The organism is Streptomyces globosus (genome assembly GCF_003325375.1).
Lineage (GTDB): Bacteria > Actinomycetota > Actinomycetes > Streptomycetales > Streptomycetaceae > Streptomyces > Streptomyces globosus_A.
Window position 1 is genome coordinate 1,308,591 of sequence record NZ_CP030862.1, and the last position, 15,808, is coordinate 1,324,398.

Below are 15,808 nucleotides of genomic sequence, written 5' to 3' on the forward strand. Positions count from 1 at the left end.
CGCCGGCCTGTCCGCGGGGTTGCCGGCCTGTCCGCGGGGCCGTCAGGCGGGCGTCCGGCGGGCCGGAGGCGGGCGGGCGGCACAATGGGGCGGTGCTCCACGACCTCTTCCCGCCCGGCATCCAGCACGCCCTGGACCTCGCGGGCATCTTCGTCTTCGCCACCGCGGGCGCCCTGCTCGCCGTGCGCAAGAACTTCGACGTCTTCGGCATCGCCGTCCTCGCGGAGGTGACCGCCCTGGGCGGCGGCCTCTTCCGCGACATCGTCATCGGCGCCGTCCCGCCGGCGGCCTTCGGCGAGCTCAGCTTCTTCGTCACGCCGCTCATCGCCGCGGCCCTCGTCTTCTTCCTCCATCCCGAGGTGCAGCGGATCAACCGCGCCATCAAGGTCTTCGACGCGGCGGGCCTGGCCCTGTTCTGCGTGACCGGCACGACGAAGGCGTACGAGTACGGGCTCGGCCTCACCGCGTCCGCCGCGCTCGGGCTGGCCACCGCCGTCGGCGGCGGCGTCCTGCGCGACGTCCTCGCCAACGAGGTGCCCACGCTGCTGCGCGACCGCGAGATGTACGCCGTGCCCGCGACCGTCGGCGCGGCGATGATCGCCCTCTCCATCGCCTTCGACGCGCTGAACGCGCTGACCACGGCCGCCGCCATCGTCACCACCTTCGTGCTGCGGCTGCTGGCCATGCAGTTCCACTGGCGGGCGCCGCTGGCCTGGAACCGCCGCTCCGCGGTGTCCGAGGAGCCGTGACCGGGACGTCCTGTCGAAAAGCTACCGCTTAGTAGCTTTCGGTTGTAGGCTCGGCCGCATGGCATACGCAGCAGCCCAGGCCTCCATCGGCGACAGCGAGTTCGACCGCGACACCACCATCACCGAGCGGCCCGGCGAGCCCGGGGTGTACGACGCCGAGCTCTCGGCCGGATGGACGATCATCACCGCCGTCAACGGCGGCTACCTGCTGGCCATGGTCGGCAGGGCGCTGGCGGCGGCCCTCCCGCACCCGGACCCCTTCACGGTCTCCGCCCACTACCTCACCTCCAGCGAGCCCGGCCCCGCCGTCATCCGCACCGAGGCCGTCCGCGTCGGCCGCACCCTCTCCACCGGCCAGGCCTCCCTGTACCAGTACGACGAGAGCGGCGCCGAGGTCGAGCGGATCCGGGTCGTCGCCTCCTACGGCGACCTCGCCGCCCTCCCGGACGACGTCCGCACCACCGCCCTCCCGCCCGCGATGCCGCCCTACGAGGCCTGCCTCGGCCCGGAGGCCGGCCCGGCCCCCATCCCCGGCAGCAACGCCATCGTCGACCGCCTCCGCCTGCGGCTGGACCCCGCGACCGCCGGCTGGGCGCTCGGCGCACCCTCCGGCAAGGGCGAGATGCGGGCCTGGTTCGAGCTCGCCGACGGCCGGGACGCCGACCCGCTGTCCCTGCTCCTCGCCGTCGACGCGCTCCCGCCGACCTGCTTCAACCTCGGCATGATGGGCTGGAGCCCGACCGTCGAGCTGACCGCGCACGTCCGCCGCCGCCCCGCCCCCGGCCCGCTGCGGATCTCCATCACCACGCGGAACCTGGCCGGCGGCTTCCTGGAGGAGGACGCCGAGGTCTGGGACTCCGAGGACCGCCTGGTCGCCCAGTCCCGCCAGCTGGCCCGCGCCCCGCGGAGCTGACCCGCGCCGACACGGCCCCGCCCCGGCCCCGGCCCCCGCTGACGGGGGCCGGGGCCGGAGCCGTCGTACGCGCCCGGTCCTGCGCGGTCCTGCGCGGGCCGGAGCGGGGGCGGAATGGGTCCCGGGCCCCCCGGGGCTCGTAGAATCGGGAAATCATGGCCTACCTCGACCACGCCGCCACCACTCCGATGCTCCCGGAGGCAGCCGCGGCGATGACCGCGCAGTTCGCCGCCACGGGTAACGCCTCCTCCCTGCACGCCGCCGGCCGGCGCGCCCGCCGGACCGTCGAGGAGGCCCGCGAGGCGCTCGCCGAGGCCCTCGGCGCCCGGCCCAGCGAGGTCGTCTTCACCGCCGGCGGCACCGAGGCCGACAACCTCGCCGTCAAGGGCCTCTACTGGGCGCGCCGCGCCCAGGACCCCGCCCGCACCCGGGTCCTCACCAGCCCCGTCGAGCACCACGCCGTCCTCGACGCCGTCCACTGGCTCGCCGAGCAGGAGGGCGCCCGCGTCGAGTACCTGCCGGTCGACCGGTACGGCCGCGTCAGCCCCGAGGACCTGCGGGGCGCGATCGCCCGCAACCCCGGCGACGTGGCACTCGCCACCGTGATGTGGGCCAACAACGAGATCGGCACCGTCATGCCGGTCCGCGAACTGGCCGAAGCGGCCTCCGAGTTCGGCGTCCCGCTGCACTCCGACGCCGTCCAGGCCGTCGGCCAGCTCGACGTCCGCTTCGGGGACAGCGGGCTCGCCGCCATGACCGTGAGCGGCCACAAGATCGGCGGCCCCTACGGCATCGGCGCCCTGCTGCTCGGCCGCGACCAGACCCCCGTGCCCGTCCTGCACGGCGGCGGCCAGGAGCGGCACGTCCGCTCCGGCACCCTCGACGTGCCCGCCATCGCCGCCTTCGCCGTCGCCGCAGTCCTCGCCGCGGAGCGGCGCGAGCGGTTCGCCGCGGAGGTCGGGCGACTGCGCGACGAGCTGGTCCGCGCCGTGCGCGCCGCCGTGCCCGACGCCGTCCTCGGCGGGGACCCCGACAACCGGCTCCCGGCGAACGCGCACTTCAGCTTCCCCGGCTGCGAGGGCGACTCGCTGCTGCTCCTGCTCGACGCCCAGGGCATCGAGTGCTCCACCGGCTCCGCCTGCACCGCCGGCGTGGCCCAGCCCAGCCACGTCCTCCTCGCGACCGGCACCGACCCGCAGCTGGCCCGCGGCACCCTGCGCTTCTCCCTCGGGCACACCTCCACCGAGGAGGACGTCGCCGCCGTGGCCGCCGCCATCGGCCCCGCCGTCGCACGCGCCCGCACGGCCGGGCTCTCCTGACGCAGCCCGGTCAGGCGGGACCCTTCGCCGCCACCTCGGCGCGCACCAGGCGCAGGTACCGGTCCCAGTCCCAGTGCGGCCCCGGATCGGTGTGGTCGGTGCCCGGCACCTCGGAGTGCGCCACTATGTGCCTGCGGTCCACCGGTATGCCGTACCTCCGGCAGATGTCGGCCGCCAGCCGCGCCGAGGAGGCGTACATCGCGTCCGTGAAGTCCCGCGGCCGCTCCACGTAGCCGACGTGCTCGATGCCTATGCTCCGCTCGTTCATCGAGCGGTTGCCGGCGTGGAAGGCGACATCGAGCTCGCGGACCATCTGCTCCACGTGCCCGTCCTGGCGGACTATGTAGTGCGCCGACGCCTTGTGCCACGGATTCCGGAACGCGCCCACCGACGAGGCGAAGCCCCCTTGCGTGACATGCACCACGATCCGGTCGACCCGGTAGTCGTCCGGCCGGTCCGCCAGCCGCCAGTTCGCCGGCGACGCCGCCGTCCAGCCCGCGCCCGCGTAGTCCAGCTCGCCCTCCTTGCGCGGCTTGGACACCCCGGGCAGCAGCCACCACAGCCGCCGCACCTCGTCCGCCCCGGCCGCGCCCGCCACGGCGAGGACGCCGAGGCCCCCGAACAGCACGGCCCGGCGCGTCCTGCCCCGGCCCGGCCCTCCGGCCGGCTTCCCCGCCTTCTCCACGGTTCCCATGCGCCCACCCCCTGCCCCCGACAACGCACTGTGACCCCGCACGGTTCCCCCGTACCCTGGAAGGCGCTATGACTGAGAACCTGCCGCGCCCCGCCCGCCCCCTCCGCGTCCTGGCCGCCATGTCCGGCGGCGTGGACTCCGCCGTCGCCGCCGCCCGCGCGGTCGAAGCCGGGCACGACGTGACCGGTGTCCACCTGGCGCTCTCCGCGAACCCGCAGTCCTTCCGGACCGGCGCGCGCGGCTGCTGCACCATCGAGGACTCCCGCGACGCCCGCCGCGCGGCCGACGTCATCGGCATCCCCTTCTACTGCTGGGACCTCGCCGAGCGCTTCCGCGAGGACGTCGTGGAGGACTTCGTCGCCGAGTACGAGGCCGGCCGCACCCCCAACCCGTGCCTGCGCTGCAACGAGAAGATCAAGTTCGCGGCGCTCCTCGACAAGGCCCTCGCCCTAGGCTTCGACGCGGTCTGCACCGGCCACTACGCGACGATCGTCGTGGGCGAGGACGGCACCCGCGAACTGCACCGCGCCTCCGACATGGCCAAGGACCAGTCGTACGTCCTCGGCGTCCTCGACGAGAAGCAGCTCGCCCACGCCCTCTTCCCGCTCGGCGACACGGTCACCACCAAGGAGGAGATCCGCGCCGAGGCGGAGCGCCGCGGCCTCGCCGTCGCGAAGAAGCCCGACAGCCACGACATCTGCTTCATCGCCGACGGCGACACCCAGGGCTTCCTCGCGAAGCGCCTCGGCAAGGCCGAGGGCGACATCGTCGACGAGTCCGGCTCCAAGGTCGGCACCCACGACGGCGCCTACGGCTTCACCATCGGCCAGCGCAAGGGCCTGCGCATCGGCCACCCGGCCCCCGACGGCAAGCCGCGCTATGTCCTGGACATCTCCCCGGTGAACAACACGGTCACCGTCGGCCCCGCCGAGTCCCTCGACGTCGGCGCCCTCACCGCGATCCGCCCCCGCTGGTGCGGCAACCCGCCGGCCGGCGGCCCGGCCGCGTACACCGCCCAGCTGCGCGCCCACGGCGGCGAGACCGAGGTCTCCGCCGAGCTGGTCGACGGCGAGCTGCGCGTCCGCTTCACCGAGCCGGTCCGCGGCGTGGCCCCCGGCCAGGCGATCGTCCTGTACGACGGCACCCGCGTCGTCGGCTCCGCCACCATCGCCACGACCACCCGCGCCGCCGCCGCGGTGTGACGCCGGGCGGCCGCCCCCGCGGCCGCCCGCCCAAGGCCGGGCTCAGGCCACCGTCAGGACGATCTTGCCGGTGGTGCGGCCCTGCTCGCCGATCTCGTGGGCCTTCGCCGCCTGCTCCAGCGGCAGCACCGTCTCCACCAGCGGCTTGAGCAGGCCCTGCTCCACCAGGGCGGTGATCTCCTCCAGGCCCCTCAGGTCCGGCTCCACCACGACGAAGGAAGAGCGCACCCCGTCCGCCCCGGCCGGGGCATCCGGTCCGAGCAGCGTCACCAGGTGGCCGCCGGGCTTCAGCACCCGCAGCGAGCGCTCCGCGACCTCCCCGCCCAGTGCGTCCAGCACCACGTCCACGTCCGAGACGGCCTCGGCGAAGTCCTCGGCTCGGTAGTCGACCAGCTCGTCGGCGCCGAGCCCGCGCAGCACCCCGTGCTTGGCCGCGCTGGCGGTGCCGATCACGTACGCGCCGCGGGCCTTGGCGATCTGCACCGCCAGGTGGCCGACACCGCCGGCCGCGGCGTGGACCAGCACCCGCTGCCCGGCCGTGACCCCGGCCGTGTCGACCAGCGCCTGCCAGGCGGTCAGCGCCGCCAGCGGCAGCGCGGCCGCCTGCACGTGGTCCAGGGAGGCCGGCTTGCGCGCGAAATGCCGCGCCGGGGCCGTCACGAACTCCGCGTAGGCGCCGGCCTGCCGGGGGAAGCGGGGCATCCCGTACACCTCGTCGCCCGGCCGGTACAGCGTCACACCCGGCCCGACCGCCTCGACGACGCCCGAGACGTCCCAGCCGACCACCGGGATGCGGTCCCAGGAGACGAAGGCGCCGGTGGCGCGGGTCTTCCAGTCCACGGGGTTCACGCCGGCCGCGTGCACCCGCACGAGAATCTCGCCCAGCCCCGGCTCGGGCCGGTCGACCTCGGTCTCGGTGAGGACCTCGGGACCGCCCCACTGGCTGACGACGACGGCACGCATGGATGTCTCCTTTTGTCTCTTCCACACCGGTTTTCCCGGCGACGGCACCAGCTTCGCCGCCGGCAGGCCCGCGCGGTGCTGGCCAGACGGCCACCATGTGACAGAATCCGGCCATGCACCGCGTCGCCGTACTCGCCCTCGAAGGCGTCCCCCCGTTCGAGCTCGGAATCCCCTCCCGGGTCTTCGGCAACGCCTATGACGACTCCGGGAACCGGCTCTACGAGGTCACCGTCTGCACCGCCGACGGGCAGCCCGTGTCCAGCGACGCGGGGTTCACGATCGGCGTCTCGGCCGGCGCCGAAGCGCTCGAAGCCGCCGACACCGTCGTCATCCCGCCCACACACGCCATGAGCGAACTCCTCCTCGGCGCACCGCTGTCGCAGGCGCACGCCGACGCCCTCGCCCGGATCCGCCCCGGCGCCCGGATCGTGTCGATCTGCACCGGCTCGTACGTGCTCGCCGCCGCCGGGATGCTCGACGGACGGCCCGCGACCACCCACTGGTTCAAGGCGCAGGAGTTCCAGCGGGCCTTCCCGCGCATCAAACTGGACGAGGGCGTCCTCTTCGTCGACGACGGCGACATCCTCACCTCCGCCGGCGTCGCCGCAGGCATCGACCTGTGCCTCTACCTCGTGCGCGCCGACCACGGCACCGCCGTGGCCAACCGCGCCGCCCGGCTGTGCGTCGTACCGCCGTGGCGCGACGGCGGGCAGGCCCAGTACATCGACCGGCCCGTGCCCGAGCCCACCACCGCCACCACCACCCAGGCGCGCGCCTGGGCCCTGGAACACCTTGCCGAACCGCTCACGCTCAACCAGCTGGCCGCCCAGGCCAGGATGAGCCTGCGCACCTTCACCCGGCGCTTCCGCGACGAGGTCGGCATGACCCCGGGGCAGTGGCTGACCGCCCAACGCCTCGACCTGGCGCGCCACTTGCTGGAATCCAGCGACCTGCCCGTCGACCTCGTCGCGCACCGCTCCGGCTTCGGCTCCGCCAACTCCCTGCGCCAGCACATGCGCAACACGCTCGGCACCTCCCCGATCGCCTACCGCCGCACCTTCCGCCCCGCCCCCGCAGTCGCCTGACCTCACAGCCGACCGCACCCGCCCGCCCCACACCGGTGTCCGGAAACGACCGCCGCCGCACGAATTCGCTCGGATCCGCAGGTCCTCCGTGGTAGCTGTTTCCCCGGATTCACGATCATTCCAGGGGGGAACAAGAGATGAAGCCGAGCTCCGCCATACCACGCCTTGCCGTGGTGCTCACGACCCTCGGTGCGGGCCTGATCGCCTCACCGGCGGTCGCGGCCGGGAGCGATCCCGGCGCGCCCACTGTCACCGCACCCCGCTCCAACCCGGCCCCCGGCTTCGCCGGAGACGGCCGTTCCACCCCGTGCGCCACCGACCCCGACACCGAACCGGGGTGGATCGGCCTGGGAGACGTCAACCTGTACGCCACCACCGCCTCGCCGGCCGGCACTCCGCTGCGGACCACGTTCCAGCTGTGGGACACCGCGTACGGTGGCAAACGCACCGACATCGGTCCGGCCGCTCCGCACCCCGCGGGCGAGGCGCGGACCGAACTTCCCGGCGGCGCCCTGGCAGACGGGGGCCACTATGCCTGGCGCGTCCGCACCGCGGACGCCACCCGCACGAGCCCGTACACCGCATGGTGCTACTTCCGGGTGGACCGGACCCCGCCGACGGCGGGCATCACCTCCACGGACTTCCCCGCCTCCGGCAGCGGTGGCATCCCCGCGAAGACCGCGGGTCAGGAGGGCACGTTCACCCTCGCCGGCACCGACACGGGCTCGGGCATCGCCTGCGCTCGCTGGGGCACGGGTGCGTTGTCGGTCGGCTGGTCATGCGCCGACGCCGAACACGACAGCCGTGTCGTCCGGCTCACGGACGGATCCGTCGACATCGCCGTCACGCCGGGAACCTGGGGTACCAACACGCTCCACCTGCAGACGATGGACGAGGCGGGCAACGTGTCGCAGCCCTACGTCCACACCTACTACGCGCCGCAGCCGCAGAACCCGAAGGTCGCCTACGGCGACATCGACGGCGACGGCACTGCGGACGTGCTGGTTCCCGACGACGGGGGTTCCCTGCGCAAGCCCGGCGCAGCCCCCTCGTCCCCGGCGAACGGCCGCCGGCTCGCGGCTCCGGGGCAGCCCGCGGACGGCTGGACGGGGATCCGGTACACCCACCGCGGCTCGCTCGGCTACCAGAACGTGGACGACCTGCTGGCCCAGCAGCCCGGATCGGGCGTGCTGCTCAACTACCGCAACAACGGCCGCGGACTGTTCACCGAACAGGCCCCGGTCAGCGTCCGCAAGCCCGCCCACTGCCAGGACCCGGCAGGGCAGCCACTCGACTGCACTGCGGTCGGCTTCGGCGACGACTGGACCGGGATCACCGCGCTCGCCGCCGTCGGCTCGCCGTCCGGGGACGCCCCCCGAGACAACGCGCTCGAGCGCACCTCCGTCGCCTGGGTGGAGAACGGCAGGCTGTGGCTGGCCGGCCCCGGGAGCACCGGGCAGCTCGATCAGGTCGCCACGCTCCTGTCGGGCGACGGCGCCCCGTGGGCCGACTACGACCTGCTCACCCCCGGCCGGGCGCAAGGCACCGACATCCCCACCCTGTGGGCCCGCTCCCGGACGACCGGCGAGATCCGGGCGTTCTCGCTCGGCGACGCCACGGCCTTCGCCGCCCCGGCAGCCGCCCCGGTGCTGGGCACCGCGCACGGTGCCCGCGTCGGCTCCGACGGGGACCTCACGGGCGACGGCGTCCCGGACGTCTGGACGACCTCCGCGGACGGGCGGTTCGCCGTCCTTCCCGGCCGCGGCACGGCAACCCCGTACCCCTCGGTCACCGGCTTCGGCGCCGCCCGCTGACACGGCCCCGGCGGGGCGGCCCGGCGAGCCGGGGCGTCCCGCCGGGGTGCGAGCATGGGCGGTATGCCTACACACCTGATCACCGGGGCCGGGGCCGGTATCGGCGCCGCCGTCGCCGCCCGCCTGCACGCCCGGGGCGACGACCTGATCCTGCTCGCCCGCGACGCCGCGCGCGCCCGGCAGCTCGTCGAGCGCTACCCGGGCGCCCGCACCCTCGTCGGCGACCTCGCCGACCCCGACCGGCTCTCCTGGGCCTTCGACAAGCAGACGCTGCCCGACCGGCTCGACTCCCTCCTGCACATCGCCGGGATCGTGGACCTCGGGCCCGTCGGCGAGCTGCGCCCCAAGACCTGGCACCAGCAGCTCAACGTCAACCTGATCGCCCCCGCCGAGGTCACCCGGCTCCTCCTGCCGACCCTGCGCGCCTCCAAGGCCACCGTCGTCTTCGTCAACTCCGGCGCCGGCCTCAACGCCCACGCCGACTGGAGCGCGTACGCCGCCTCCAAGCACGGGCTGAAGGCGCTCGCCGACGCGCTGCGCGCCGAGGAGCGCCCGAACGGCATCCGCGTCACCTCCGTCTACCCCGGCCGCACCGCCACCGCCATGCAGGCCAAGGTGCACTCCCAGGAGGGCAAGGAGTACGACCCCTCCGCCTGGATCGACCCGGAGTCCGTGGCCACCACCATCCTCATGGCCCTCGACCTGCCGCGCGACGCCGAGGTCAACGACCTGACCGTGAGGCCGGGCCGGTGACCGCGAACGCCACCGGGGTCGGCTCCCTTCCCGGCGGCGACGCCCGCGAGGCCGCCAAGACCGCCACCGGCTCCTTCGAGGACTTCCCCTACCTGCCCGAGCTCCCCGCCCGAGGCCCCGGCGCCGACATGATCGGCCGCTCGCTCGGGCTGCTCGTCGACCTGTACGCGCACGTCGAGCCCAGCGGCTGGCGCATCAGCGACCGCCCCGGCCGCGACACCCGGCGCGCCAGGTCCTGGCTCGGCGAGGACCTCGACGCCCTGGAGGAGTTCACCCAGGGCTACGAGGGACGCCTCAAGGTGCAGGCCGTCGGCCCGTGGACGCTGGCCGCCGCCCTGGAGCTGCACGGCGGCGAGGCCGCCCTCCAGGATGCCGGCGCCTGCCGCGACCTGGCCGCCTCCCTCGCCGAGGGGCTGCGCGGGCACCTCGCCGACGTCCGCAGGCGCATCCCCGGCGCCGAGATCGTCCTCCAGTTCGACGAGCCGTCGCTCACTGCCGTCCTGACCGGCCGGATCCGCACCGCCAGCGGATACCGGACCTACCGGGCCGTGGACCGGCAGGTCGTCGAGGGGACCCTGCGCGAGCTGTTCGCCGTCCACGACGGGGACGTCGTCGTCCACTCCTGCGCCCCGGGCGTCCCCTTCGACCTGCTCCGCCGCGCAGGCGCCAACGGAGTCTCGTTCGATTTCTCACTGCTCACGGAGCGCGAGGACGACGCGGTCGGCGAGGCCGTCGAAAGCGGGGTGCGGCTCTTCGCCGGAGTGGTGCCGGGCACGGATGCCCCGTTGTCCGACCCGGGCGGTAGCGTCATGGGTGTCAGGAAGCTTTGGCGCAGGCTGGGGCTGGCCCCGGGCACCCTCGCGGAGTCCGTCACGGTCACCCCGTCGTGCGGCCTCGCGGGCGCCTCGCCCGCCTACGCCCGCGCGGTGCAGGCCCACTGCGCCCGCGCGGCGAGGTCGCTCGCCGACAACCCTGAGTGACGAACCGAGACGGGCCACGGGAGGACACGGCATGGCAGCCGAACAGCAGGACACGGCGGTACCGGCGGCGGTGCGCGAGCAGCACGCGCTGCTGGCCGAGCAGGTCGAGGAGCACCGCTTCCGGTACTACGTGAGCGACCAGCCGGTCGTCAGCGACGCCGAGTTCGACCGGCTGCTGCGCTCGCTGGAGGCGCTGGAGGAGCAGTACCCGGAGCTGCGCACGCCCGACTCGCCGACCCAGAAGGTGGCCGGGGCGTACGAGACGGACTTCGCGTCCGTCGAGCACCGCGAGCGCATGCTCTCCCTCGACAACGCCTTCGACGACGAGGAGCTGTCAGCCTGGGCGGACCGCGTCGCCCGGGACGTCGGCACCCCCGACTTCCACTACCTGTGCGAGCTCAAGGTGGACGGCCTGGCGGTCAACCTCACCTACGAGAAGGGCCGGCTGACCCGCGCCGCCACCCGCGGCGACGGCCGCACCGGCGAGGACATCACGCCCAACGTCCGCACCATCGCTGAGGTCCCCGACCGCCTCTCCGGCGACCGGATCCCCGACGTCGTCGAGATCCGCGGCGAGGTCTTCTTCCCGATGGAGAAGTTCGAGGAGCTCAACGCCCGCCTCGTCGCCGCCGGCGACAAGCCGTTCGCCAACCCCCGCAACGCGGCGGCCGGATCGCTGCGCCAGAAGGACCCCAAGGTCACCGCGACCCGCCCGCTGCACATGGTGGTGCACGGCATCGGCGCCCGCGAGGGCTTCGAGACCGCCACCCTGTCGCAGGCGTACGGGCTCCTGCGCGAGTGGGGCCTGCCCACCGCCCGGCACAACCGGGTGGTGTCCTCCCTGGCCGAGGTCCGCGAGTTCATCGCCCACTTCGGCGAGCACCGCCACTCCGTGGAACACGAGATCGACGGCGTCGTCGTCAAGCTCGACGAGATCCCGCTCCAGGGCCGCCTCGGCTCCACGGCGCGCGCCCCGCGCTGGGCCATCGCCTGGAAGTACGCCCCCGAGGAGGTCAACACCAGGCTCGTCGACATCAAGGTCGGCGTCGGCCGCACCGGGCGCGTCACCCCGTACGCGCAGGTCGAGCCCGTGACGGTGGCAGGATCCGAGGTGGAGTTCGCGACCCTGCACAACCAGGAGGTCGTCAAGGCCAAGGGCGTCCTCATCGGCGACACCGTCGTCCTGCGCAAGGCCGGGGACGTCATCCCCGAGATCCTCGGCCCCGTCGTGGACCTGCGCGACGGCACGGAGCGGGAGTTCGTCATGCCCGCCGAGTGCCCCGAGTGCGGTACGCCGCTGCGCGCCATGAAGGAAGGCGACATCGACCTGCGCTGTCCCAACGCGCAGACGTGCCCTGCCCAGTTGCGCGAGCGGCTGTTCTACCTCGCGGGCCGGCAGTGCCTCGACATCGAGAACTTCGGCGCCGTCGCCGCGGCCGCGCTCACCAACCCGCTGGAGCCGGCCGAGCCGCCGATGCGCGACGAGGGCGACCTGTTCGACCTGACCATCGAGCAGTTGCTGCCGATCAAGGCGTACGTCCTCGACGCCGACAGCGGGCTGCCCAAGCGCGACCCGAAGACCGGCGAGGAGAAGATCGTCACGGTCTTCGCCAACCAGAAGGGCGAGCCGAAGAAGAACGCCCTGGCGATGCTGGAGAACATCGCCGCGGCGAAGGAGCGGCCGCTGGCCCGCTTCATCAACGGCCTCTCGATCCGGCACGTCGGCCCCGTCGCCGCGGAGACGCTCGCGCGCGCCTTCCGGTCCATCGAGCGGATCGAGCAGGCCGACGAGGAGGAGCTGGCCGCCACCGAGGGCGTCGGGCCGATCATCGCGGCCGCCGTCAAGGAGTGGTTCGCGGTCGACTGGCACCAGGAGATCCTGCGCAAGTGGCGGGCCGCAGGCGTCCGCATGGAGGAAGAGGGGGCCGGCGAGGACGAGGGCCCGCGTCCGCTCGAAGGCCTCACGGTCGTCGTCACCGGCACCCTGCAGCACCACACCCGCGACGGCGCCAAGGAGGCCCTCCAGAGCCGCGGCGCCAAGGTCACCGGCTCCGTCTCGAAGAAGACCTCCTTCGTCGTCGTCGGCGAGAACCCCGGCTCGAAGTACGACAAGGCCGTGCAGTTGAAGCTGCCCGTCCTCGACGAGGCCGGCTTCGCCGTCCTGCTGGAGCAGGGCCCCGACGCGGCGCGCGAGGCCGCGCTCCCCGCCGAGGGCGGTGCGGCGGCGGGCGCAGCGGACCCGGCGGCTCCCGCGGCTCCGGCGGCCGAACAGGCCGGATAGCACCTCCGGGCCGCGCGCACCGCAGGCGGCGTCGGCGGACGGATGCGTGGCGTGCGGCCGTGCGGGCGGGCGCACGCCCGGCGCGGCAGCCGGTGGCAAACGGCCGGTACAGGGCTGTTGGCAGGGCGGTGGCCTGTCGGATCATCGGACGGGTGAGCGGGGGGTCCTGGTCCCAACTCACCTGTTCGGCGGATACCGTACTGATGAGGATGGCTGGGTCGCGTTCGGGCAACCGCCGCCGACCGCTGCCCCTGGGAGCCTCTCGCGTCCTACTGTTGAGGGGTGCGCCTGTCGTGCACGGCTGAGCGGTGCGATGCCAGCCGTGATGGCATGACATCGGGGCCATCGCGTGACATCGGCATAGCCGGCTGTGAGAGGGACGGGCATGAAACCCACCGATAGCGCCGACCCGTCACCTGATGTCGGCGGGGAGATCCCGCCCATGCGGACGGGACGGCCGGGCGTCCGGCGCGCCAGGACGCCCGACACCCGCCCGCTCGACACGGGGACGGGGCAGCAGGGGGCCGCGCGGCGCACCGTGCTGCCGATCGCGGTGGTCGGCCTGGCCGCCGTCCTCCTCGCGGCCGGCGTCGCCGCGGCACTGATCGACCGTCAGGCCCTGTTCCCCGGCGGCGCGGTCGGCTGGGCGCTCGCCCTGCTCACCGGCATCATCGTCGGCCACCTGGTCGCCCTCGGCCGCGACCGCTGGTGGGGCGGCACCGGATCGGGCGCGGCCCTGACCCTCGGCGTGCTCATCCTGTACGGCTGGCTGCCCGCCGGGCTCGTCTCCCTCTCCGTCGTCTCGCTGGTGTGGGCCGCGCGCCGGCACCGCTGGCGGCAGGGGCTGCTGCACGGAGCCGCGGACATCCTCGGCATCGGGGCCGGCGCCCTCGTCCTCGCCGCCTTCGGGGAGGCGCCCACCGTCGAGTCCCCGTGGACACCGGACACCTGGGGCCTGGAGGCCGCGCCCGAGGTGGTCCTGGTCGCCGTCGCCTACCTGCTGGTGACCCGCCTCCTGCTGTGGTTCGCGCTGGGGCGGCGCGGCGGGGGCCTGCGCACCGCCGCCCGCACGGCCCTGCTGCGGCAGGCCTTAGTCGCGGTCGCCCTGCTCGGCATCGCCCCGCTGATCTGCGTCGTCGCCGTCGCCCAGCCCGTCCTGCTGCCGCTGTTCGCCGTGCCGCTGATCGCCCTGGACTCCACCCTGCGGATCGCCCGCGCCCGCGCCGAGGAGCAGCTGCGCGACCCGCTGACCGGGCTGCCCAACCGGCAGTGGCTGCTGGAGCGCACCTGGTCCGCCCTGGACGAGGCTGAACGTTTGGGCACCCGCTCGGCCCTCGTGCTGATCGACCTGGACCGCTTCCGCGCCGTCAACGACACCCTCGGCCACCTTGCCGGGGACCGCCTGCTGCTCCAGATCGCCGAGCGGCTCCACCAGGCCCTGCCCGGGGAGGCGGAGGCCGCCCGGCTCGGCGGCGACGAGTTCGCCGTCCTCCTGCCCGTCGCCGACTCCGCCACCAGCGCCCAGCGCGTCGCCCGGCACCTCGTCGCCGAGCTCAGCTCCCCCCTGGACCTGGACGGCCTCACCCTCGTCCTGGAGGCCAGTGCCGGCCTCGCCGTCTTCCCCGACCACGCACTCGACGCCGAGGGGCTGCTGCGGCGCGCCGACGTGGCCATGTACCAGGCCAAGCGGGACCGCACCGGGGTGGAGGTGTACGAGTCCAAGCGGGACAGCAACACGCCCGACCGCCTCGGCCTCCTCGGCGACCTGCGCCGCGCCCTCGACGCGGGCGAGGTCGAGCTGCACTACCAGCCGAAGGTCCGCTTCGACGGCCAGGTGGCCGGCCTGGAGGCGCTGGTGCGCTGGGTGCACCCGGAGCGCGGGCGGGTCCCTCCCGACGAGTTCATCGCGATCGCCGAGACCTCCGGGCTGATGCCCCACCTGACCGAGTACGTCCTGGAGACCGCCCTGGCCCAGGTGGCCCGCTGGCGCGCGCAGGGCCTGAAGGTCCCGGTCGCCGTCAACGTCTCGCCGCGCGACGTCCACACCCCCGGCTTCGCGGGCGCCGTCGCGGCCCGCCTCGCCCGGCACGGCGTCCCCGCGAGCGGCCTGCAGCTGGAGATAACGGAACACGTCCTGCTGGAGGACCCGCAGCGGGCCGCCGACACGATGGCCGGCCTGACCGGCCACGGCGTGAAGATGTCGCTGGACGACTTCGGCACCGGCTACTCCTCGCTCGTCCACCTGCGCCGGCTGCCGGTCAGCGAGCTGAAGATCGACCGCTCGTTCGTGGCGCGGCTCGCGGTCGACGCGCAGGACGCGGAGATCGTCCGCTGCACCGTCGACCTGGCGCACTCGCTCGGCCTGCTCGTCGTCGCCGAGGGCGTCGAGGACGACGAGACCTGGGAGCGGCTGCGGGACCTCGGCTGCGACGCCGTCCAGGGGTGGCTGGTCGCGGCCGCCATGCCGCCCCAGGAGGCCACCGCCTGGCTGCTGGCCCGCGGCGAGCGCGGCTGGCGCCGACCGGCGGACATCACCCGCGAGCTCTCGCCGGCCCCCGCGCCCGCGGAGTCGCCGGCGCCGTAGCGGCCCCGTCCGGGTTCCCGTCCGGGCCCCCGGCCCGGCGGGCCGCCCGTGGCGCGGTCCGCCCGCCGGGGGCCGGCGGCCGCCCCCGGCGGCAAAGGGTGTCGTGGCCCAGGGGCCCGGCCCCATAGGATTGGTGGGAAAACACTCACTCACCACCCCCAGAGGATCGCTGCATGCCTGGCATTTCGCGCGAGGAGGTCGCCCACCTCGCTCGGCTGGCGCGTATGGAACTGTCCGGTGAAGAGCTCGATCACTTCGCCGGACAGCTCGACGACATCATCGGCGCGGTCGCCCGCGTGTCCGAGGTCGCCGACCAAGACGTACCGCCGACCTCCCACCCGCTGCCGCTGACGAACGTCATGCGCGCGGACGAGGTCCGACCGTCGCTCACCCCCGCGCAGGCGCTCTCCGGCGCCCCCGCCCAGGAGCAGCAGCGTTTCAAGGTGCCGCAGATCCTGGGGGAGGACTAAT

General features: G+C 74.3%; 13 protein-coding genes. 11 read left to right on the top strand and 2 right to left on the bottom strand.

The features are described 5' to 3' along the window. Positions 1 to 92: 92 nt before the first annotated feature. The 3 genes from C0216_RS06210 to C0216_RS06220 all read left to right on the top strand — a co-directional run bounded on the left by C0216_RS06210 (position 93) and on the right by C0216_RS06220 (position 2,981). The gene (locus C0216_RS06210; protein ID WP_114054283.1) at positions 93 to 749 is read left to right on the top strand and encodes a trimeric intracellular cation channel family protein; all 657 of its coding nucleotides are present in this window, start codon (positions 93 to 95) and stop codon (positions 747 to 749) included. A gap of 58 nt (positions 750 to 807) precedes the next feature. After that, on the top strand, positions 808 to 1,662 hold the full coding sequence (locus C0216_RS06215) for a thioesterase family protein (RefSeq protein ID WP_174250351.1): 855 nt from the start codon (positions 808 to 810) through the stop codon (positions 1,660 to 1,662). A 155-nt stretch (positions 1,663 to 1,817) separates the two neighbouring features. Continuing rightward, complete coding sequence (locus C0216_RS06220) at positions 1,818 to 2,981, top strand: cysteine desulfurase family protein (RefSeq protein WP_114054285.1); 1,164 nt, start codon at positions 1,818 to 1,820, stop codon at positions 2,979 to 2,981. Positions 2,982 to 2,991: 10 nt separating this feature from the next. Here the strand turns inward: C0216_RS06220 and C0216_RS06225 are convergent, their stop codons facing one another. Then, on the bottom strand, positions 2,992 to 3,675 hold the full coding sequence (locus tag C0216_RS06225; protein WP_114054286.1) for an N-acetylmuramoyl-L-alanine amidase: 684 nt from the start codon (positions 3,673 to 3,675) through the stop codon (positions 2,992 to 2,994). A gap of 68 nt (positions 3,676 to 3,743) precedes the next feature. Here C0216_RS06225 and mnmA point away from each other — a divergent pair, with 68 nt between their 5' ends. Then, positions 3,744 to 4,877, top strand: coding sequence for a tRNA 2-thiouridine(34) synthase MnmA (mnmA, locus tag C0216_RS06230; protein ID WP_114054287.1), 1,134 nt, complete (start codon positions 3,744 to 3,746; stop codon positions 4,875 to 4,877). Positions 4,878 to 4,919: 42 nt separating this feature from the next. On the opposite strand, the gene C0216_RS06235 is transcribed toward mnmA, so the two are convergent. Beyond that, on the bottom strand, positions 4,920 to 5,840 hold the full coding sequence (locus C0216_RS06235) for an NADP-dependent oxidoreductase (protein WP_114054288.1): 921 nt from the start codon (positions 5,838 to 5,840) through the stop codon (positions 4,920 to 4,922). 113 nt (positions 5,841 to 5,953) lie between these two features. Here C0216_RS06235 and C0216_RS06240 point away from each other — a divergent pair, with 113 nt between their 5' ends. From C0216_RS06240 to gatC, 7 genes are all read left to right on the top strand, one after another. Continuing rightward, the gene (locus tag C0216_RS06240; protein WP_114054289.1) at positions 5,954 to 6,925 is read left to right on the top strand and encodes a GlxA family transcriptional regulator; all 972 of its coding nucleotides are present in this window, start codon (positions 5,954 to 5,956) and stop codon (positions 6,923 to 6,925) included. 170 nt (positions 6,926 to 7,095) lie between these two features. Continuing rightward, complete coding sequence (locus tag C0216_RS06245; RefSeq protein WP_114054290.1) at positions 7,096 to 8,739, top strand: FG-GAP-like repeat-containing protein; 1,644 nt, start codon at positions 7,096 to 7,098, stop codon at positions 8,737 to 8,739. Positions 8,740 to 8,802: 63 nt separating this feature from the next. Beyond that, positions 8,803 to 9,492, top strand: coding sequence for an SDR family oxidoreductase (locus tag C0216_RS06250; protein WP_114054291.1), 690 nt, complete (start codon positions 8,803 to 8,805; stop codon positions 9,490 to 9,492). Continuing rightward, positions 9,489 to 10,472 carry a methionine synthase gene (locus tag C0216_RS06255; protein ID WP_114054292.1) on the top strand — a complete coding sequence of 328 codons (984 nt, stop codon included), beginning with the start codon at positions 9,489 to 9,491 and terminating at the stop codon, positions 10,470 to 10,472. The genes C0216_RS06250 and C0216_RS06255 overlap by 4 nt, the downstream gene beginning before the upstream one ends. Positions 10,473 to 10,503: 31 nt before the next feature. Beyond that, entirely contained in the window at positions 10,504 to 12,753 is a 2,250-nt protein-coding gene (gene ligA, locus C0216_RS06260) for an NAD-dependent DNA ligase LigA (RefSeq protein WP_114054293.1), read from the top strand. A 385-nt stretch (positions 12,754 to 13,138) separates the two neighbouring features. After that, the gene (locus C0216_RS06265; protein WP_174250352.1) at positions 13,139 to 15,337 is read left to right on the top strand and encodes a bifunctional diguanylate cyclase/phosphodiesterase; all 2,199 of its coding nucleotides are present in this window, start codon (positions 13,139 to 13,141) and stop codon (positions 15,335 to 15,337) included. Between the two features lie 173 nt (positions 15,338 to 15,510). Beyond that, the gene (gene gatC / locus C0216_RS06270) at positions 15,511 to 15,807 is read left to right on the top strand and encodes an Asp-tRNA(Asn)/Glu-tRNA(Gln) amidotransferase subunit GatC (RefSeq protein ID WP_114054294.1); all 297 of its coding nucleotides are present in this window, start codon (positions 15,511 to 15,513) and stop codon (positions 15,805 to 15,807) included. The last annotated feature ends 1 nt before the right edge of the window (position 15,808 follow it).